The sequence below is a fragment of the Butyrivibrio sp. M55 genome, assembly GCF_900116865.1.
Classification (GTDB): Bacteria; Bacillota; Clostridia; order Lachnospirales; family Lachnospiraceae; genus Butyrivibrio.
Genome location: NZ_FPCD01000027.1, coordinates 1 through 20967, shown reverse-complemented (window position 1 = coordinate 20967; position 20967 = coordinate 1). Strand labels below are relative to the sequence as shown.

The 20967-nt window shown below is 39.9% G+C and carries 24 protein-coding genes, 2 tRNA genes and 1 rRNA gene; 2 read left to right on the top strand and 25 right to left on the bottom strand.

Features of this window, described 5'->3' with window-relative positions; genetic code table 11:
• From BM398_RS16685 to BM398_RS16570, 25 genes are all read right to left on the bottom strand, one after another.
• A 16S ribosomal RNA gene (locus BM398_RS16685) occupies positions 1 to 274 on the bottom strand; the annotation flags it as partial.
• Between the two features lie 157 nt (positions 275 to 431).
• Positions 432 to 520, bottom strand: a tRNA-Ser gene (locus BM398_RS16680).
• 53 nt (positions 521 to 573) lie between these two features.
• Positions 574 to 659 (bottom strand) — tRNA-Ser (locus BM398_RS16675).
• A 252-nt stretch (positions 660 to 911) separates the two neighbouring features.
• A complete protein-coding gene (locus tag BM398_RS16670) occupies positions 912 to 1967 on the bottom strand; it encodes a glycosyltransferase family 4 protein (protein WP_092339397.1) in 1056 nt (351 codons plus the stop codon).
• A gap of 1 nt (position 1968) precedes the next feature.
• On the bottom strand, positions 1969 to 2676 hold the full coding sequence (ispD, locus tag BM398_RS16665) for a 2-C-methyl-D-erythritol 4-phosphate cytidylyltransferase (RefSeq protein ID WP_026667499.1): 708 nt from the start codon (positions 2674 to 2676) through the stop codon (positions 1969 to 1971).
• 14 nt (positions 2677 to 2690) lie between these two features.
• A complete protein-coding gene (gene tsaD / locus BM398_RS16660) occupies positions 2691 to 3788 on the bottom strand; it encodes a tRNA (adenosine(37)-N6)-threonylcarbamoyltransferase complex transferase subunit TsaD (protein WP_092339399.1) in 1098 nt (365 codons plus the stop codon).
• 60 nt (positions 3789 to 3848) lie between these two features.
• On the bottom strand, positions 3849 to 4739 hold the full coding sequence (locus tag BM398_RS16655) for a ChbG/HpnK family deacetylase (protein ID WP_092339395.1): 891 nt from the start codon (positions 4737 to 4739) through the stop codon (positions 3849 to 3851).
• Positions 4740 to 4754: 15 nt separating this feature from the next.
• Positions 4755 to 5333, bottom strand: a complete 579-nt coding sequence (locus BM398_RS16650; protein WP_092339393.1) for a DUF6715 family protein — start codon at positions 5331 to 5333, stop codon at positions 4755 to 4757.
• A gap of 37 nt (positions 5334 to 5370) precedes the next feature.
• The gene (locus BM398_RS16645; RefSeq protein WP_092339391.1) at positions 5371 to 6291 is read right to left on the bottom strand and encodes a ribonuclease Z; all 921 of its coding nucleotides are present in this window, start codon (positions 6289 to 6291) and stop codon (positions 5371 to 5373) included.
• On the bottom strand, positions 6288 to 7532 hold the full coding sequence (gene tsaB, locus BM398_RS16640) for a tRNA (adenosine(37)-N6)-threonylcarbamoyltransferase complex dimerization subunit type 1 TsaB (RefSeq protein WP_092339389.1): 1245 nt from the start codon (positions 7530 to 7532) through the stop codon (positions 6288 to 6290). Before tsaB ends, BM398_RS16645 begins: the two co-directional genes overlap by 4 nt.
• 22 nt (positions 7533 to 7554) lie before the next feature.
• Positions 7555 to 7992: a tRNA (adenosine(37)-N6)-threonylcarbamoyltransferase complex ATPase subunit type 1 TsaE gene (gene tsaE, locus BM398_RS16635; protein ID WP_026655744.1), complete on the bottom strand. Its 438-nt coding sequence runs from the start codon at positions 7990 to 7992 to the stop codon at positions 7555 to 7557.
• Between the two features lie 92 nt (positions 7993 to 8084).
• On the bottom strand, positions 8085 to 8837 hold the full coding sequence (locus BM398_RS16630; protein WP_139233850.1) for a CPBP family intramembrane glutamic endopeptidase: 753 nt from the start codon (positions 8835 to 8837) through the stop codon (positions 8085 to 8087).
• 59 nt (positions 8838 to 8896) lie between these two features.
• Entirely contained in the window at positions 8897 to 9277 is a 381-nt protein-coding gene (locus BM398_RS16625; protein ID WP_092339385.1) for a DUF5975 family protein, read from the bottom strand.
• Positions 9278 to 9352: 75 nt separating this feature from the next.
• Positions 9353 to 9715, bottom strand: coding sequence for a hypothetical protein (locus BM398_RS16620; protein WP_092339383.1), 363 nt, complete (start codon positions 9713 to 9715; stop codon positions 9353 to 9355).
• 82 nt (positions 9716 to 9797) lie between these two features.
• Positions 9798 to 10505 carry an ABC transporter permease gene (locus tag BM398_RS16615; protein ID WP_092339381.1) on the bottom strand — a complete coding sequence of 236 codons (708 nt, stop codon included), beginning with the start codon at positions 10503 to 10505 and terminating at the stop codon, positions 9798 to 9800.
• Entirely contained in the window at positions 10505 to 11197 is a 693-nt protein-coding gene (locus BM398_RS16610; protein ID WP_092339379.1) for an ABC transporter ATP-binding protein, read from the bottom strand. The genes BM398_RS16615 and BM398_RS16610 overlap by 1 nt, the downstream gene beginning before the upstream one ends.
• Before the next feature lie 261 nt (positions 11198 to 11458).
• Positions 11459 to 11839 carry a DUF5975 family protein gene (locus tag BM398_RS16605; RefSeq protein WP_092339377.1) on the bottom strand — a complete coding sequence of 127 codons (381 nt, stop codon included), beginning with the start codon at positions 11837 to 11839 and terminating at the stop codon, positions 11459 to 11461.
• A gap of 56 nt (positions 11840 to 11895) precedes the next feature.
• Positions 11896 to 12396 carry a stage II sporulation protein M gene (locus BM398_RS16600; protein ID WP_175532000.1) on the bottom strand — a complete coding sequence of 167 codons (501 nt, stop codon included), beginning with the start codon at positions 12394 to 12396 and terminating at the stop codon, positions 11896 to 11898.
• Between the two features lie 100 nt (positions 12397 to 12496).
• On the bottom strand, positions 12497 to 12739 hold the full coding sequence (locus BM398_RS16595) for a class IIc cyclic bacteriocin (protein ID WP_092339373.1): 243 nt from the start codon (positions 12737 to 12739) through the stop codon (positions 12497 to 12499).
• Between the two features lie 56 nt (positions 12740 to 12795).
• Positions 12796 to 12957, bottom strand: a complete 162-nt coding sequence (locus tag BM398_RS17305; RefSeq protein WP_175531999.1) for a hypothetical protein — start codon at positions 12955 to 12957, stop codon at positions 12796 to 12798.
• A gap of 18 nt (positions 12958 to 12975) precedes the next feature.
• Positions 12976 to 13626, bottom strand: a complete 651-nt coding sequence (locus tag BM398_RS16590) for an ABC-2 transporter permease (protein WP_092339371.1) — start codon at positions 13624 to 13626, stop codon at positions 12976 to 12978.
• A 1-nt stretch (position 13627) separates the two neighbouring features.
• Positions 13628 to 14470, bottom strand: coding sequence for an ABC transporter ATP-binding protein (locus tag BM398_RS16585; protein ID WP_242949841.1), 843 nt, complete (start codon positions 14468 to 14470; stop codon positions 13628 to 13630).
• 533 nt (positions 14471 to 15003) lie between these two features.
• Entirely contained in the window at positions 15004 to 16329 is a 1326-nt protein-coding gene (locus BM398_RS16580; protein ID WP_092339367.1) for a sensor histidine kinase, read from the bottom strand.
• A 4-nt stretch (positions 16330 to 16333) separates the two neighbouring features.
• Positions 16334 to 17050 carry a LytR/AlgR family response regulator transcription factor gene (locus BM398_RS16575; protein ID WP_092339365.1) on the bottom strand — a complete coding sequence of 239 codons (717 nt, stop codon included), beginning with the start codon at positions 17048 to 17050 and terminating at the stop codon, positions 16334 to 16336.
• Between the two features lie 188 nt (positions 17051 to 17238).
• A complete protein-coding gene (locus BM398_RS16570; RefSeq protein ID WP_092339363.1) occupies positions 17239 to 18006 on the bottom strand; it encodes an ECF transporter S component in 768 nt (255 codons plus the stop codon).
• 183 nt (positions 18007 to 18189) lie between these two features.
• On the opposite strand from BM398_RS16570, the gene BM398_RS16565 reads away from it, so the two are divergent.
• Together BM398_RS16565 and BM398_RS16560 are read left to right on the top strand one after the other, a co-directional pair.
• Positions 18190 to 19281 (top strand): HD-GYP domain-containing protein, encoded by a 1092-nt coding sequence (locus BM398_RS16565; protein WP_074463491.1) that lies wholly within the window; start codon positions 18190 to 18192, stop codon positions 19279 to 19281.
• A gap of 218 nt (positions 19282 to 19499) precedes the next feature.
• Entirely contained in the window at positions 19500 to 20819 is a 1320-nt protein-coding gene (locus tag BM398_RS16560) for an IS4 family transposase (RefSeq protein ID WP_026655762.1), read from the top strand.
• Positions 20820 to 20967: the final 148 nt, after the last annotated feature.

Here is a 20967-nt window from a genome sequence, read left to right as displayed (position 1 = left end):
CTGCCAACTGGCTAATCTGACGCGGGCCCATCTCATACCACCGGAGTTTTTCACACTGTATCATGCGATACCGTGCGCTTATGCGGTATTAACAGTCGTTTCCAGCTGTTATCCCCCAGTATGAGGCAGGTTGCCCACGCGTTACTCACCCGTCCGCCACTAAGATTTAACAAGAATCTGCCGAAGCTTCATCAGCGTTAAATCTCCGTTCGACTTGCATGTGTTAGGCACGCCGCCAGCGTTCATCCTGAGCCAGGATCGAACTCTCACGTTTAAAAGTTTAATCCGGCTAAGAACTTAAGCTTGGCTTTTCGTTCTGTCCGTTAATTTACATTTTTTCTGAATTATTCTCTTGGAATCTTTCAGGGTTGCATTACTGTTTATTTGTCAAGGTACTTCTAATTATGATCCTTACTGATTGCGTAAGGCAACGCAGAAGGAGGGATTTGAACCCTCGCGCCGCTATTAACGACCTGCACCCTTTCCAGGGGTGTCTCTTCAACCACTTGAGTACTTCTGCAAAATAGTTGATTAACAACAAGTATGTTATTAACAGCGTGTTCATAATTAAAGCGGAGCGAAAGGGATTCGAACCCTTGTGGCGTTGCCGCCAAACGGTTTTCAAGACCGCCTCGTTATGACCGCTTCGATATCGCTCCGAGTAAAAAACTTTATTACCTCAGATGAGATAACGCTCTGTTTGAGTTGCTGTCGCATCTCGCGCAGCGCAAGAATTATATTAACAAAGGGTACTTCTTATGTCAACCCTATTTTTCAATTTTTTTTCTAATTTTTTTCACTTTACGTCAAATCGAGTTTTTTTATTGCATAAAATTGTCTGAAATCTTCGTACAATTCCCATTTTTACTGGATTTTACGCCTGTCAATATGATTCGGATTTTTTATACTACTCAGCACAAATTTCTATATATTTCGACCAGTTTTTGCAGATTTTTTTCCAAAGAAAATTTTTCTTTTGCGGTTTTTATTCCGCCTCTAGATAATCTTTCCGCAAATTCTTTGTCGCTCGCAACACTCTCGATTGCATCCTTGAGTCCCTTAACATCCTTTGGTTTTATCAGAATTCCCGAAACTCCGTCATCGATTGCCTCCGGAATACCGCCGACATCAGTAGAGATAACAGCGCATCCGTGGAGCATTCCCTCAATTACGGAAAGCGGAAATCCCTCAAAATATGACGGAAGCACCATGATTCCGCACTTATCAAGCCATTCATCCTTAAGCGTTCCCATGACCCAGCCAAGTGTCTTCACGTATGAAGATCTCTTTTCCACCTCGCTTCTGTATTCGTCATCTTCATAGATGCCGCCCAGATACAGCGTGATCTCAGGCCTCTTCTCGTGAATTTCGTCCATCGCCGCAAAAAGTTCGCTCATTCCCTTGTTTCTGCATATTCTTCCGAGGAAAAGGATCTTTGTGTAGTCCTTCCCCGTCACATCAACATCCACATCCTGCGTGCTCACGCCGTTTGGAAGAATCCGGATCTTCGCCTTATCCACGATTGTTCCAAAAAAGTCGTTCAGCTTATCAGTCAGTACCAGCAATACATCTGCCATTCCAAAGATACTTCGAACGCTCTCTTTTCCTTTTTCATCCAGCTTTTCATAATATTCTTCTATGTTTCCGCCATGCTGATGTATTACAATCTTCTTCCCACGGCGCTTTGCGCATTTAATAAAAAGAGCTTTCCGCCAAAAACTGTTATCCGACGCGACATTCACATGAACAACATCGTATCTTCCCACGCACAGAAAAAAACGTGCATAAGCGAAACAAGCCACCAACAGCTTCTTAAGCTTGGTGCCTTCCTTCATTGTCCCTATATATTTCAGATCAACCTTTTCATCCAGTCCTACGTGATAATAACCGTTTACAAGTCCCGAAATACCGCCGTGAACGCTGCGGTCGGGACCGATCATCAATACTTTTATCTTATCTTTTTCCACTTCACTTTTTCCCCAGAATTGCCTCCGCCGCAGGAATATCCTCCGGTGTCGTGATCTTGATATTGTTGTATGAACCCTCAACAAGCTTGACCTTACGGTCGGTAAAATACTCGACAACCATGGCATCATCGGTAATATTGACGCCTTTTGCGATGAGCTCTTCCTCCTCGCGATCGAGCCTCATGTACAGATCTTTTATGAGTTTAAAAGAAAAAGTCTGCGGCGTCTGTATCATCCATGTCCTGTCTCTGTTTGGCGTGGAAACCGCAAATCCGTCCTCATCACAGATCTTAATGGTATCTTTTACAGGCATTCCGACAACGCACGCGCCGTAGTTTCTTGCTCCGTCGAGTGCTCTTAAGATAATATCCTTGGTCAAAAAAGGTCTTGCCCCATCGTGAATAAAAGCATAATCATAGTCATCCTCTGCTGCCATAAGCCCCAGACGAACACTGTGATAACGATAAAGTCCGCCCTCAACGATAGCCTTAACCTTATCAAATCCAAACTTTTCAACAATCTCACTGCGGACAAATTCAACATCTCCGCGTGATACAACAAGCACAATATCATCCACAGGGCTCTCTTCAAAAGCCTTCAATGAATAGTAAATAAGCGGTTTTCCGCCTATATCAAGATACTGCTTTTTAACATCACTTTTCATCCTGCTACCGCTACCGGCAGCAAGCACAACAGCCACAGTTTTCATGGCATCTCCAATCTTTATCTGTTCTTATCCGCGTGATACCTTCTCTCCCTGTCTCCAAGCGGAAGATTCGGTACAGCATTAAGGTCAAGCCCGAAAGTCTTGCCCTGTATGAATTCATAATACCCCGCAGCTCCGATCATCGCCGCATTGTCCGTACAAAGCACCGGTGAAGGCCTGCAGAATCTTATATTATTGGCCGCACATTCTTTTTCCAAAAGCTCCCTGAGCGCGGTATTTGAGGCAACACCTCCCGCAATCGAAAGACAGTCCATGCCGTATTCCTTGCACGCTCTTATCGCATGCTCTGCGAGCACCTGTACGACGGCTTTCTGAAAAGAAGCCGCGACATCGTTGGGATTAAGCTCCTGCCCCTGCATCTTGGCCTGATTAATATAATTAAGCACTGATGACTTAAGTCCGCTAAAAGAAAAATCGTAGTCCGCGCCCGCGATCTTGGCCTGAGGGAATGTAAACGCATCGGGATTTCCCTCTTTTGCCGCCTTATCGATTTTGGGACCGCCGGGATATCCGAGCCCTATCGCCCTGGCAACCTTGTCAAAAGCTTCTCCGGCCGCATCATCCCTGGTCTGTCCGATTATCTCGTACTTGCCGTAATCTCTTACGATAACAAGGTGCGAGTGCCCTCCCGATACCACGAGACACGCAAATGGCGGCTTTAAATCCTTGTTTTCTATGTAGTTCGCACAAATATGTCCTTCGATATGATGAACGCCTATAAGAGGCTTTTTAGTTGCATATGCAATAGCCTTTGCTTCAGAAACTCCTACCAAAAGAGCTCCCACGAGCCCGGGCCCGTAGGTAACGGCAACAGCATCTATATCATTAAGTGACAGCCCCGCCTCGGAAAGCGCAGCACGAACACAACCGTTGATCTTCTCAACATGCTTTCTCGAAGCAATCTCGGGCACAACTCCGCCATAGACCGTATGAAGCGCGATCTGAGAAGAAATGATATTCGACAGTACCTCTCTTCCGTTCCTCACAACAGCCGCCGCAGTTTCATCGCATGAGCTCTCAATCGCAAGGATTGTAACATCCCCCGCACCTCCGACAGCTTCCGAGTCGCAATCACCATTCTCTTTTATTGACATAAAGATGACACCGTCATCCTCTACATTCTTGTTAATTTCCATAACTTACCTTTTCGCAGATTATCTGCTAAGATTACTTCCAAATTTTTTAAGCGCTTCCGCCTCTTTCATCCTGTTCGGACTTGTGAGGAAATCATAATCATCCCTACTTGTAAGCCGCTCCACATCTGCAGGCACGGTTACATCACCCGGATGGAAAAGAATCTCCATCTCATCATTCCCTCTTTTCTCAAGGATATCCGCAGCGCTCTTAATACATGCCCTGACGTTGTCATAGAACATATGCCCTGAAAGCATTACGCCCATGAACAGCTTGTTTTCCAAGCCCAGTCCTTTCAAAAAAGTCTTGTATTTCATCTTATTCCTTACAACAAGCGCGTTCAGGATCATCACTTTAACAAGATTTACAAGCCTAAGCCCCTTTAGTTTCAGTAAATTCCCTGAATAAACAGACACTTCCTCATACGGAAATCTTATGTATGAAACCTTAAATTTATTGCTCTTAACAACATCCATAAGCGCATCAAAGATAACGGGAATCATATGATAATGCACATGTCCGTCAATCCTGTACACGCCATCGTTCATATACTCCCCGCATGCGCGAAGCTGCGTCTCAACTTCTCTTCTGATCTGCCTGTAATACGCCTTTCTCAAAAAAGGAATATAGCTCACCAAAAGAAGTTTGATAAAACCGCAATCAAAATTTCCCTTCTCATTCACAAGCAGATCCGCCCTGTTTCCGCTGATAGGCCTGCCCTCAACAAAATTAAGGTGTACGGTGACAAAAAGCTTCTCTCTTATATCCGAGATCGCATCCATACACTCTTTTAAATACGGGCTGTTAGGCATGATACTTATGCCGTTGAGCGCCCCCTTGTGATAACAATCCATAATATGACGACTCTGTTCGGGAAAAAGCCCGTAGTCGTCCGCATGATACTCTATCAAAAACCATCCTCCAAGTTATTGCTTTGTTTGTACATCCCAGCCAAGAATCTTCCATCTCTTCTCATCATCCTGGCGAAGAATAAAATTGTAGTAATTGGCTACCGTGCCCGACTTCCCAATTCTCAGTGAAAAGAGGCACTGAACGGTGCACATCTTCTTTCCCGATACGGTAACAACATCAGGCTCCGTATTCTGCACCAGATAATTTGAAATCGAATAATCCCCTTCTTTTCTCTCTGCTATCTCATTTTTCATGGACTTGGAAAAATTCACCTGCTGCCCAAGAAGCTCATCATCCATAATTCCCTTAAGAACATAAAGCATCTTGTCCTGCTGCCCTTCAGTGTATTCCTCCTTATAAAGAACCTGCATGGTCTTTGCATACAGCTCAACCACCATCCTCGGGTTCGCCGGATAGTTCTTTTCAAGATTGGTAGTAGTGATCTCATCAACCGCTGTCAGATTGTACTGCTCTTCCTCAGGACTCTTTTTGCTTCCCACGAACATAAAATACAATCCCACTACGACGACCGCTCCGAGCGCCAATAATACGATTGATTTCAGAATTGCTGACTTTACACTGTTGTTTTCCATGTCCCCTCCGTTTTGAAAAAAAGATTCAGTCTGCAGATTATTCTTCGAACCTAAGCGTCAGACTTCTGCCGTCCTTCGCCGCAACTGTATTTGCAAATATTTTTCTCGTCTCTCCTATGAACTCCTGCGGATTAACAAGTGACGGACTGTAATGTGTAAGCCACATCTCTTTTACCTCCGCTTTCTTGGCAAGTCTCGCAGCCTCATAGAACGTCATGTGTTTGTGCTCTTTCGCCTTTACAAGCTTATCGGGCTCTCCGTACATACCCTCGCATATAAAAAGATCTGAATCCTTAGCGTTATTAACGATGCTGTCCGTAGGCCTTGTATCCGTGACGTAAGTAAGCTTAATACCTTTTCTCGCCTCACCAAGCACCATATCGGGCGTATAGACCGTTCCGTCCTCGAGCTCTATCGTCTCACCCTTCTGAAGACCGTTCCAGTAACGCCTGTCAATTCCTGCAGCCACAGCCGCATCAACATTAAACTTCCCCTGTCTTCTGAGATTCATGGTATATCCGTAGCAGGGAATATTGTGATTAACCTTAAACGCAGAAAGAGTAAATCCGGGCATTCCCTCGGGTTCAAAAGACATCTCACCTTCCGTTATCTCTTTAAACTTAATCTCAAACGGAAGCTCAGGCGCTATCACTCTGAGTGCACTCACAACCCTCTCAAGCCCCTTAGGTCCAACCATAAGCAGCGGCTCTGTCCTCTCAGCATTTCCCATCGTAAGAAGAAGTCCGGGAAGACCACTGATATGATCCGCATGATAATGAGTAAAACAGATAATATCTATCGGTTTGGAACTAAGTCCCTTTTTCTTAAGTGCGATCTGAGTCGCCTCACCCGAATCTATAAGTATACATTTCCCGTTATATCTCACGTACAAAGAAGTGAGCAAACGGTTGGGAAGCGGCATCATTCCGCCTGTTCCCAGCAAACAAACATCTATCATAAAACCTGTTTCCTTTTCCAGTAAATAACCGCATCATCCTTGGGCTCATCGTAAAATCCGGGTCTTACACCCTCGCTTACAAAGCCAAGTCTCTCATAAAGCCCTATCGCAGGCGCATTTTTCGCACGAACTTCGAGAGTGTAGTCACTTATTCCTATTCCGTGGCCTCTCTCAAGGAGCTGCTTAAGCATCTTGTAAGCAACACCCTCTCTCCTGCAATCGCCCGAAACAGACACATTCGTGATCTCACCGTCGCCCGAAATATTCTGAACGCCGCACAGACCCACGACTCTTCCTGCCTTCTCGGCAACAAGATATATCGTGTCATCTCTTGTAAGTGCATCAAGAAGCTGTTTCTGCGTCCAAGCCTCTTTTCCCAGATTCGTCTTCTCAAGATTATAAGCATCCTCGATATCCTCAGCGCTCATCTCCCTGATCCTGATAATCCCGGGATTATTCCTGCTTGCAGCCTTCTTTTCGGCAAGCTTACCTTTAGATTCGGCGCCGCTCTTATCCTTCTCAAGAGCTTCGCGCTCAGCCTGGGAGAGCCTCAGATAATCGGGAGCAAAATCATCGGCATTGACAATCCTTCCCTCAGACGCATAAACTCCCGCAAGTGCCGCAACAGCCGCCGCATTCTGCCTGTTCTGGAAAAAAGGCGCTATCGAATACGGAACCTTCAAAAGCTCCTCCAGCTTGTCATGATAGACCGGAACACCGTCGCCCAAAAGCACAACCGGCTTTCCAATCTCGTTTATCCTGTTCGCTATATCCTCAACAGATGTCGCAAACTGCTCGTGGATAACCTGCATGTCAAAAGACCTCTCAAGACTTTTACCCTCGTAGGTCTTTGGCACAAACGTATAAAGTCCCGTGTACACCTGATTTCTTCTGGCATCCATCATAGGACAAATTATCTTTTCAACTCCGTAGAGATTATAAGCAATCCCGTCAACAGTGGGTACCGGTATTATCGGCTTATTAAGAGCAAGCGCAAGTCCTTTTGCCGTCGCGCTTCCGATACGAAGTCCCGTAAAAGAGCCGGGTCCCTCAGCCACTGCTATGGCATCGATCGTAGACAGATCGAGATTTATCTTTTTGCATATGTCATCAAGCATAGGCATCAAGATCTCGGAATGTGTAGTTTTATATTGCACCGAGAACTGGGAAACAAGCATGTCTCCGTCAGAAACCGCAACGGCTCCCACAAGTCCCGATGTATCGATAGAAAGTATTTTCATATAACTCACTTTTTTATATCATTTATTTTTTTGTCATTGTAATAAGTCGATAATCAAAGCCTTTTTCAAGGTTCTTTTCTATGACTATCTCCGTATAATGCTCGGGAAGTATCTCCTCTATGAGGTTCGCCCACTCGATAAAGCAGATCCCGTCTCCGTAGAAGTAGTCCTCGTATCCGATCTCGTCCATCTCGCTGACATCACCGATACGATACACATCGAAGTGGTAAAAAGGAATCCTTCCCTCGTCGTAAACCTGCAGGATAGTAAAAGTCGGGCTGCTCACAGGTCCCGTAATCCCAAGTCCCGCGGCAACTCCCTGCGTAAGAACGGTCTTTCCGACGCCAAGGTCGCCCACAAGAGTATACACCATTCCCGGCGTCGCGCTCTCGCCAATCCTTTTGCCAATCTCAAACGTCTCCTCGGCACTATTCGTCTCGTGTCTGGTAACTATATCCATACAAACCTCGCATATTTCAAACTTTGCCTCTTTAACTATATCACAAAAAGATAACCGCAAAAAGCGAATTGTCTTTTTACGGTTATCCCTGATCAGTGCTCGGCACTGCCGTCTTTTCTGAAATTTTTTATTATCAAGATAACGCCGACCATAAATGCTATAACATGTATTATAACAGCTATCATCGGACTTCCGAATATTCCCGTCATGTCCGTTGGTCCAAACAGCATTATGATATAAGTTAACGTCGGAACGATGAATGCAGAAAGATTCCATGCCATATGAAGTGCAATGGGGATCACTATGTTTTTGGATGCTATCAGCACAATACCATACAATAAGCCTGTGGGTATCTTGGCCGCAAACGCAGACCCGTGGCAAAGCGCAAACAAAATCGTCGTAACGATAAGTGCCAGTGTTTTTCCAAACTTACTCTCAAAAACACTTATACACATGACTCTGCAACAAAACTCTTCAAATATCGGGCCTATTATCGCCGTCATCGGCAATAGCATAAGGTCATGCATGACCTCAGCGCGGTCTGTCACTTCAATCGGCCGGTATATATCCACCGAACCCGAAAGCAGCAGATTGGTATATAGAAATACTATAAGCGGATAGATCAAAAAAATCCCTAGCAGCAGTTTTTTATTCGAACACGAAGTCCTGTATTCTGCTGCCGCCGCGAACAATCTCCTTATAACAAACGCGTACATCAGGACAAGAATAAGCACCACCGCCAATTCAACCAGTGTCGCCTGAAGTGCCTCCCTGTATGCGGGACTGTCCTCATCTATCCCATATCCTGCGAGTATACTCGTCGCTCCCGCAAAAAAATACCCCAATACAAATGATACTAACTTTAAAAAATTATGTTTACGCCTAACCTTCACTCTTCCCCACTTTATTGCATCTGGTAATAAACGTCCATGATAAAGAAATCGCTGTCCGCATTACCGTCTTGTAACTTGCTGTATACCTTTACATCATAATGTCCTATTCTGTTCTTATTGATCTCTTTGAGCAGATCCTCATATTCGCTAAAGCTCCCCTCAAAGCGAACTCTCGCAGCGGGATCGATCTCAAGAACATACGGCGCGTCCTGTTCCTGCTCCCGATCCGAGACATTAACCAACTTGGAATACAGTTGGTACGTCCCTTTATCAGGCTCAATGATCACACCCTTTTTCAGATTCTTGATCCTTTTGCAGAATTCCTCACGATCTACGGTAACCCTATCCATGCACTCTTCCCTAAACTCTGTGTAAAGCTCGGTGTTATTCATACTTTCCTCCTGTTCTCAACAATAATGCTGTTTGACACTATATCTGTTAACAGTTAAAAAGCCTTGCATAACCAATCATGCCTGTTCAGTGTTAGCCTGTTCAATATCTGTCTTTTTTGTCTTTACCATCTTAGTATAATAGTAAGCATAAAATAGCTCAGATAAGCATTGTGTTCCAACAAGAAACATTATAACATGTCCTACTCTGCCTATCGAAAAAGTTGCATCTTTTCCAAATATATACGGCGCAAATCCTTCCCAGCATATAAACCAAAACCACAAAGTCCATGATGAACCTGCCTGCGCTTTTGTCATAGCTTCAAGAGCCTTTTCATCCCCCTTATGCTTTATAGAGTATACAGCCCTCCAAAGTATAGTTCCCATCATCGCTACAGCCGCACTCACGATTACGATTAACATTCTTTTCTGTTCTGACATTTTTAAATCCTCCTTTCTTATAAAAAAATTTATTGTTCCCTCTTTTATTTCTGAATCTGCAAAGCCTTGAACTTAAACGTTGTCATGACAAAAAAGCTACTATGGTACCGCCGCATACCGACATCGCAAGTGTGCTGTCAATCGCTGTCATGCTTACAAATGCCTTAAGGTAGTACATCACTTCATATTTCGCTATCTGCGGACTTGCAGAACTCAAAATACATCCTATTACCAGTACGATTACCGCTATGCCTACCATCGAGCCGCTGTTTTTCACAAACAGTGAAACAAACAACACAACCATTGACCAGCCTGCAAGCGCAAAATAAGTTTCCGCATATATAACCGCATTTTGGAAAAGAGCCGCAACCACCGTATCACTTCCCCAGAACGCAACAGCTACGATATTTGACGTAACATACGTAACCGCAATAAGGGCCATCGCACCGATAAGAACCACTACCGCCTTAGCCGCTATCAGCTTTTCACGCGACTGCCCACACAAAAGCGGAAGCTTCAAACTGCCACTGTCTGCCTCATCGGTAACAAGAAAAGTCACGAAAAGAGTGGCAAATACCGGCAACACTATATCTGCTATCATGCCAAGAACCTGTGTAGGAAAATTGCCGCCTATCATTGAATCAATCACGTCTTTTTCAAGAAGTCCCTTTATCTGAATCGAGCTGACAAGTACACCCATGGCTATACATGTAACAAACAGGATCAAAAGAAATATTCCAAGCCTTCTGCCCTTCCAGAGCTTATACAGTTCATTCTTTACATTCTTCATCACGCCTGCCTCCTATACATGCTGTAGTAACTATCCTCAAGGCCTTCTCCCAGTTCACTGATATCACCGCTGAAAAGAATCTTTCCCGCATCGATCATGACCACCTTATTGCATATTTTTTCTATATCATGCAAAAGATGCGACGAGATAAGGATTGCTACGTTATCCACCCTTGCAAGCTTCTCAAGCATTTCATAAATATCTTTCATTCCATACGGATCCAGTCCGTTTGTAGGTTCATCAAGGATAAGAAGCTCAGGATCGTTAAGGAGTGCTCTTCCAAGCCCCAGCCTCTGGCGCATACCTGTAGAATACGATTTTACTTTTTTGCCGATATGTTCCGACAATCCCACAAAATCAACTATTTCTCTGACCTTTTCTTCAGATACATTGTCATATAACTTTGCAATAAGCATCAGATTGTCATACCCCGACAAGTATTCATAAAACGCCGATGATTCAGTTGCAAAGCCGATCTTCTCAACAAAGTTTGTTCCTTCACCGATCACTATCTCGCCGGAATCCTTGCTGATGAGATTCATTATCATCTTCATAGTTGTTGACTTACCGGCACCGTTTGGCCCGATCAGTCCGACAATGTCTCCCTTTTCCACATCAAGCGAGATATTATCAACAACTTTTCTGCCGTTGTAGCTTTTATTCAAACCTGCAATTTGTAGCACTTTGCTCATAAGTCACTCCCCTTTTCTCTTTTTCTCTTCTCAATTACATAACACTTTGCAAAAAAATCTCAAATTGGCAAATCACAATATTTTGTCTATACAATTCATCTCCTTCCCACATTATGTGTTTACTATTCAATATTCTATTTGACGCAAAAACTTATTTCAATAAAATTCTTTTATCACAATGTTATTCTAAATAGAAAAACAATCGTGAAAATCATCCCTCCACGATTGCTTTTCTGTTAAACCTCATATTTTAAGGCTTATCTATTGCATCATATAATATACATCCGCAATGAAAAAATCAGCATCCACATCTTCTTCACGCAATTTACCAAAAACCTTAAAATCACAATTCCCTGCTCTTGTTTTATTGATTTCTTTCAGAAGCTCCTCATATTCCACCAATCCTCCCTCAAAACGAATTCTTGCAGCAGAATCAATTCTTAAGCTAAGCGATTCACTTGAATCCTGCTCATGTTTTTTAACATCATCAATCGGATAGTAAATCTGATATTTACCATCAACGCATTCAATAACTGTTCCTTTTTTCATTTTCTTTAACCGTCTGCTAAACTCATTTCTATTTACAAGCAGACCTGCTACACATTCTTCTTTAAACTCCATATATAGTTCAGCATTGTTCATAAAGCTTTCCTTATTCTTTTATATTTATGTTTACCGCCATTAATATTATTAAAATACTACAAAAATATCCTAGCCAGTTTAGGGGTTATTCCTATTTCTACTATTGCCGAAATAATTAGCAACAAATATAGAACAAATGCCTTCTTAATCAGGCCACTATTTATTTTATTACCTTTTTCTATTTCAGCAGAAACAAAAGCAGATAACACCAAATAAACCATCACCTCAATTACCCCATGCGGAATCACTAATATCAAATAGTTAATATACATAAATTTTGAAATCAATATCCCAATTCGAAATGCAGTAACGATAATCATAATATTTATATTTGTCTTTCCCACAAATATTGATGATAGAACCACAAGAAAAACCAATGTATTATTTGATAGAATAATAAAGAAATCTTTTATGATATTTATAGTAATATCAGTATTAGCAATGCACTTTTCATTACCAATATTTATTATATAAGATATCAATATAGTAAAAATAAATATCCCTATATATTTTAATAGGTATTCATAAACCACTTTATCTCTATATTCTTTTTCCACTTTTTTCTCCATAATAGTAACAATGGTAGAGGACTTTTCAGCCCTCTACATATACATATCCCCCATCTGTTTATATCTACCTGTTAATTAAAACTTTCAATCATGCTGAAGCTATACCAAAAGCTGCAGCTGCTTCTGCTATCCATGCCGGTACTGTAACTCCTACAAAAATCGCAAAACCAGTAGTAAGTGTTCCACCAGCAGATACCCAATTCACAATATCTTGATACCAAGCAGGTGCTAACTGAATTCCCATTTTATCTGCAATAAAATAGATATTAGGAATTAGTGCTATTAATAATGCAATTGATATACAGTTACTCATAATTTGTTTTTTACTCATAATATTCTCCTTTTTTATTTAATATACAGAGGAGGAAAGTATTTTCAATTTGCTTATTATTCCATCCTGCTAAGCCTTAAACAAAACATCCCCGCTACCGCTATAAGCAAAGCAATAAACGAATACTCTCTTTTATCATTCATCCAAAGCCACCCCAACAAAACAATAGCTATTATCCCCAATACAATTGAAAGTATTCTGCAAGTCACTTTTAACATATCGATCTTATCTCCTCTCTATTTGACATTTTCTTTTTCAAACACTTTTACAGATATGTATATTGATAAAATAAGTAATGCAAAAATAAATAACACAAGGCCTATAACAAGCCATAGGAACGGAATGTTTTCAATATTCTTTATTACATTCAAACCTTGTCCTTTTCGAATGTATGCTACACCCGCACCAATTATAAACAAAATGGCTATAGAAGTGCTATTTGCTCCTTGTACTCCATATTTATAGCAAAAAGGCAATGTAAATAAACTACTAATTGTTGCCATCACAATTCCAACCAACGGGAAAATATAATATATAGCCATAAAATCTTCACTATGCATCAATGCCGCTAAAACATTAAATAGCGCTCCAATACAAGCTGTAACAACGATCATAAATTCAACAATCGCATAGCGAGCTCCAACAATTTCCAGATTAGAAACAGGTAAAGTTTTTACTGCTTTATTCCAATTATCTTTATCATCTTCTGAGAAAATGCTAACAACTATCCCTCCTGTTATCAAAGGAAGCATAAGACCCAGAATACTACTTAAATAAAAACCTAGTATTATAGATCCAATAACTCCTACGGTTAAGAGTACGGCTGTTTTTACATTTGCATACTTCTTTTTTATTATCAAAAAATCTCTATATAGTATTCCACTCATTTTATAGAACTCCTTTGGCTAAATAATATAAAACCTCTCCCGTAGAAACACCTTGTTTTACAATTTCTGTTTCATGCTTATCTTTAATGTTGTCCGTAAGACATAAATAGTATCCTTCATTTCTTTCGACCGCTAGCATATCATCTGATAATAATTTTTTATCCTTAATCTTAATTAATCTATAGTTGTTTCTAAGTCGATAAGGTGTTGTATCTAACGCTATTTTTCCTTTACGCAAAAATAATAACCTATCTGCTATTTCTTCTAGCTCATTCACAATATGTGATGAAAATACAACTGTACATCCCGTATCTCTAATGTATTGTTTTATAATATTATTTATTTCAATCCTAACCACCGGATCCAAATTACTTGTCGCCTCATCAAGTATCAATATTCTAGGATTATGTGAAAAAGCAATTATAATATTCAATTTTGCTTTCATTCCTAACGAAAAAGTATCTATCTTTTTTTCTCGTGGTAAACCATTCGCCATCACTTGATTAAAATATTTTTTTTCATCCCATTTTCTTCCAAATATCCTATTCAAAATGATATTTAGTTCATTTATTGTTAAATTCCCATTATAATTATTTGTATCGAATACTACGCTTATCTCTTTTTTTGTTTGTTTTGAAACAATCGTATCTCCAAATATCAGTATCTCACCGCTATCCTTTCCGATAAGTTGCAATATCAACTTTATTAATGTGCTTTTTCCAGCACCATTTTCGCCTATCAACCCGATACATTGCCCCTTCCCTATATACAACTTCGGAATATTTAACTCAAAGCCATCATATTTTTTTTTGAGATTACATATCTCTATAATATTATCCTTCATCACATCTATAGCCCTCATTCTATACAAATATATTGTTTCTTTATTTGTCTCTCATGTCTTCTAACATGTTTTATATTATCAGCTCATGCTCTGTATATACGTTTTTTGGAACCATCTATATAAAAAAAGGAACCAACTGCATTTTTCTACAACTTATTCTCTTAAAAATGCACATTGAGAGTTGGACTCTCAATCAAAAAGTATTCTATCAGCTACAAATCGTTTTCATCCACCGAATAGCGTATTTGTTTTTTTTAAAATTTAAAAATGATATAAAACAAGCTCCGCTCTCCCTCGTCAAATGTTCTACTCAAACAAAGAAGCCAGCCCCCTTAAGGACTGGCCCTTCCAAAACTCAAATATCAATGACCGCCGCCTAATAATCCACTAATATAATCCAGCATTTTATCATCCCTCCACATTATTTGCGATTGCTTACCATCACCTATATCTTATGATTGTATTTTACAAACAATTAATCGCAATAGCGACAAAAAGAACGAACTGTATTATCTTCGGAATGAACTGACGACTTAAGTTGTTAACATCAACATTGCGCGTGCTGTAAACACTTGATTCTCACAACTTAGCAGCAAGTTACCTCCATACTTTTTGGTTACTCTCTCTACATTTGTAATTCCAAAACCATGCGCCTCTCTATCTTCTTTTGTAGTCTCAACTCTGTTCTCGCGAATCACAACATCTTTTACACATGAATTTTTCACAGATAAAATCCATATATTTTTCTTAAGTATCGACTGTATTTCAATCTTACGTTCGCCATCAACTTGCTTAGCTGCTTCTATTGCATTATCAAGCAAATTTGAGATCAAGATAACCAGATTAACATCTTCAACCCTATTAGCCGGAATATTGCCTTCTAAAGCCATCGTTATATTATTCTGCTTTGCCAATTTAGCTTTGGACTCAAGCAACGCATCAGCAATATAGTTTCCGGTATCAAACGCCTTTAATTGAATCACATCCAATGTCTTATGAATTTTATCAATATATTCAATTGCCTGCTCCGGATTTTTTTTCTCAATCAGCAATCGTAATACTACAAGTAGATTCATTGTATCATGTCTGAACCTTCTAAGTTCGGTATTTTTTTCTTCCATCTCAATATATGAAGCAGTTATCTGCTTCATAGGTTCTTTCAGATTACCGATCATATTATTCATAGATATATTCTGATCACGAATCATTATCACATGTGCAATGAGCATAATAAGCAGCGCAAATGTTATAACACTTATTTTCTTAATAAGATTACCGGCACTTAAATCACTATATATTTCAAGTTGTAATACACCATAAGCAGATAAAACCAAAAACAATAAAATATATTCCCATATGGAAAGAACAGTAAAACAAACTTTCAAAATATTGCTTCTTCTTAAGAGCATCAATATAATCAGGAAGCTACACACTATAACTTCCGTGATCATTTCAAACACATCAGTTTCTATATCCCTATACCCTACGAGATTTATCTTATTTATAAATAAGAACTCAATATTTTGAGAAATACAATCCACAACACACTCATAGAATAGGACTTCTATCAATAAGCTTAACTTCCATCCATATCTGTTCCACAAAAAAGGCACAATACGAACAAAGAATAGACCTCCTATTACTACGAATAATATACGCTCACCTGAATTAACAGCAAATCTGTATAGAATCGTAATTACTGCATAAAAGCAAAGCCATAACCTGTCTTTATTATTCCATTCTCTTTTAGGATGATCGCGAAAAACCTCAAAAACCATCCAAAAATTTGCAAATATCACGCCGCCACGTATCAAGTATATCGCTATTATAATCCCAAAGTACCGACTTAAATCCCCCACTTACTCATACCCCCGCTTTTACAAGATAATCTGCATAGATATTGTTAAACTCCTTATACTTAAGCCTGCTGATAAGCAACTTCTCTCCCGTGCTCATAGTAACTTCCTCGTGATTATAGGAATCAACCTGTGCAAGATTTATGAGATATGATTTATAGCATCTATAGAATTTTTTTGACGACAGACGAGCCTCGATGGCACCGAGTGTCTCGCGGCATTCCATTTTTTCACGGCCGTCGCAGAAATGTAAGATACAGTTTTTACCCATACCTTCAACATATGAGATTGTGCTCTCTTTAAAGAAATGGTTTTCTCCGTCAAGGCGGATTTTAAGGACGCTATCCTCTTCCAGTGTCTTCACGAAAGCATCCATCACATCATTAAACTTGTCAATGTCAATGGGTTTTGTTAAAAATCTGAATGTGCCTACTTCAAAAGTATCAAACACGATAGACGGGTAACTGCTTGCAAATACAATGGTCGAATTCTTATCATACTCGCGGATCTTCTTTGCAATATCAAGACCGTTTGCACCTTTATTTTCAAATTCGTAATCCATAAAGATCAGATCGTACTTTTCTCCGGAATTAACAAGCTTCTCTCCCACATCATACTCATCCAATGAGTAATCAAGATCTTTTTTTACAGAATAATTCAAGATCCTTTTTTTGGTTTCACTTCGCATAAACTCTGAATCATCACAAACTGCTATCCTAACCATGCCTAATCTCCTCGCCTCTTAGTTTGTAAATCAATCATTCCCCAGCTGTCTTTTTCTATTATGCCAAAAAAAGGTACCATCTTCAAATTAAAAAGCCTTTCAAAAAAATTCCCTATTCAATAAAAAAAGCCCGAACATCACGACCATTGCCGTATATCCGAGCATTATCATTTATATTATTAAGTTTCTTACTTCGAAGTCGCACCGGCTTTTGCCGCATTGCTGTTTCCCTTAAGTATCGGGCTTATGTGCTTATAAAGCGCAAATGTTATCACACTGTCCACAATGCCCTTTACGAGGTTGAACGGTGCGACCGCAAGCAAGCAAAAAGTTGTTATGTTTGTGATCGCGGGATTTATAGCTGCTCCCATCTCCACGAATGAACTTATATCGCAGCCGTAGATAACTGCATATGCAGGGAGAAGGAAAAATGCGTTAAGGAGCGATCCGACAAGAGTAATGAAGGATGTTCCGACAATACAGCTTATAAGCGCAACCTTCCTTGTCTTATGTAGTCTGTAGATGATAGTTGCGGGAAGTATGAAGGACGTTCCGACAACGAAATTTGCTATCTCGCCTACGAATCCCGAGCTTGTTCCCTTGATAACAAGCTTTAATAATATCTTGATGAACTCAACCATTACGCCTGCAAAAGGACCTGCCGCAAAGCCTCCTACAAGTGCGGGCATATCACTAAAATCAAACTTATAAAAAGAAGGTGCGAACGGAAGCGGAAACTCCAGAAGCATAAGTACAAAAGAAACAGCGGAAAAGACTCCGATAATAGCCATCTTACGGACGCTCAAAAGCTTCTGATCCTGTTTCCCCTCTTTTCTTGCCGCAACCTTTTCAACCGCAAGTGTAATAACAAATGCAAACACAACCAATATTACAAGCGCAGCAAAATACTGCCAGCTCTGCGCGATAGTTTCAAAAATACTCTGTTTCTCGTTCATTCGTACTGTTCCTTCCCAACTAACCTATAAAAATAGCGTATTTTGTATAAAAAAATTGTAAAAAATTCAAAATTATGGTATTCTCAATGCTCTTTCTTGTCAAGAATGTTTGACAAAAAAACATATGCGTAACTATAATAAATTATCATTATTTTGATGTATTTTGTTTTTAATGAGGGGATAATGAAAAGAATTCTTACACGCAAGCTCGTACCCGGTATGGTGCTTGCAAATGATGTACACACTTATAATTCAAGTTTGAAGCTTCTTGACAAAGGTACCGTCCTTGAGGACAAAGACATTGCCAGGTTGGCTTTCTATTCAATTATCGATGTTCTTATCGAAGATGAGCTCGTCGAACTCGAAAATGAGTTTGTCGACATAACCAACGATGAAGGACTCACTTATTCTGAGCGTATCAAACAATCACCTGAGTTTAAAGAATTTAAGCACAGTTTCGAGGAATGCGCCGAGAAATTCGAGCACACCATAAAGGACATCATCGAGAACAACAGAGATCTCGTATTCGATGATATGATGGCTCCCATTTATGGCCTTCTTGAAAAAGGAAGATCGTCAGCCAACATCTTCGATATGCTTCATAATCTGAGATCCTACGATGATGCTACATTTACACACAGCATCAACGTTGCTCTTATATCAAACATCCTTGCACAGTGGCTTAAATGGGATGAATCCGAAGTTGAGATTGCCACACAGTCAGGTCTTTTCCATGATATAGGAAAGCTCCTTATTCCGGATGAGATTATCAGAAAGCCCGATAAGCTCACAGAGGACGAGTATACTCTTATGCAGACCCATCCTCAGCGTGGCTATGAGATCATAAAGAATCTTAATATCAGTCAGCATATCAAGAATGCTACTCTTATGCATCACGAAAGATGTGACGGATCCGGATATCCGCTTAAGATCCGCGGTCCTCAGATTGATAAATTCGGTAAGCTTGTTGCCATTGCAGACGTATATGATGCAATGACAAGTGCCCGCTATTACCGCGGACCTCTGTGTCCTTTCATCGCTATATCGATGTTCGAAGAGGAAGGATACCAGAAATACGATCCCGAGATGATAATTGCGTTCTTGCAGAACATAGTTAATACATACCTTCTTAACACTGTTCGCCTCAGTACAGGCGAGGTTGGTGAGATTATCTTTATCAACAAGATGCATCTCTCACGCCCCACAGTTAAAGTCGGTAATGACTATATCGACCTGACCAAGTGTCCGGACGTTTATATCAAAGAAATCATCTGACAATGCATTTTAAAAGACGGTCAATCACCTGATCAATGTCATTAAGTTAAGATGACAGCCCAAAAGATCTCTATGTCAGAAATGACATAGGGGTCTTTTTTTCTTAAAAGGTATTGACAGATTATCGTAAATGTGTGGCCGCTTTCGCTACTGATGTTTTAAAGGTAGCGAAAGCGGCCCTTGTAATTAAGGAAAACTTGATTGCAAGGAGGTCACATATGAAACCAAAACACATTAAAAAGCTTTTATTATCTGAAATCACTACCACTACTCAAAACATGTTGGATTATGTTGTTAATCCCAAAGTAGATTTCACTAGGAATCGTAAGCTTCCATTCGAAAAAATAGTCAGAGCTATCATCGAGATGGAAAGCAAGAGTATAACCAATGAGATGATTGATATCTTCCATGATGTCAGTTCATTGCCATCTGCCTCGGCTTTTGTTCAGCAAAGACAAAAGATTAAGCCCGAATTTTTTAGAGACATCTTTAAAGGGTTTACAAATAAACTACAAAATCATTCGCATTCTGATTTAACTATTCTTGCAGTTGATGGTTCTGATATTCAAATTCCAACTAATTCTGAAGATAAAAAATCTTATTATCCCAGTGTTAATGGACAAAAGCCCTACAATTTGTTGCATTTAAATGCACTCTATAATCTAGAAAATCATTTATATACTGATGTAGTACTTCAAGGAAAGCATGATGCAAATGAGCACTCTGCATTGCAAGAGATGGTAGATAGATCGCCTATTCCCAAAGCATTAGTAATTGCTGATAGAGGATACGAATCTTATCACAGTATGGCACATATCCAAGAAAAAGGTTGGTATTATCTCATAAGGATTAAGGATGGTACACGAGGAATTAAGAATGGATTAGACCTACCTGATGAAGAAGAATTTGATGTAAATATTGATTTAAAACTTACGCGTAAACAAACAAAGGAAATGAAGGAATTATTTTTGAAGGACAAGAATCACTACAAATTGATTGCACATTCACATCCGTTTGATTATCTCCCAACAAAGCTAAGGAAAAAGGATTCAGTAGCCTTTTATGAGCTTAAATTTAGAATCGTACGATTCAAGATTACTGAAGACACATATGAAACCGTAATTACTAACTTGGACGCTAAGGAATATACGCCAACAAATTTAAAAAAGTTATATGCAGCCAGATGGGGGATAGAAACTTCATTTAGAGATTTAAAATATACTATTGGAATGCTAGATTTTCATTCAAAAAAGGTGATGTGTATTCAGCAAGAAATATACGCACATCTGATAATGTATAACTTTGCGGAAATGATTACCTCGCACGTAGTCATTGAAAAAAAGCAAAGAAAATATACATACAAAGCGAACTTTACCGTTGCTGCTCATGTCTGCAGACTATTCTTGCGTGAAAAAACGACATCACCTAATTTAGAAACTATAATAGCTAGAAATATAATTCCAGTTAGACCTAATAGGCATCGTAAACGAATACTGACAGGAAAAGTATTTCATAGTTTCTTATATAGAGTAGCATAAATAATCAAAATAAAACATGATTAGTAGGTGGATTTTAGATCCGCCTGTTTGTTATGCCTAAAAAGGAAGAAACGGGAATGAAGGTTATCATCTTCATTCCCGTTTCTCTCATCCAAAGCATTATCCCAATGTTAACTTAATGACATTG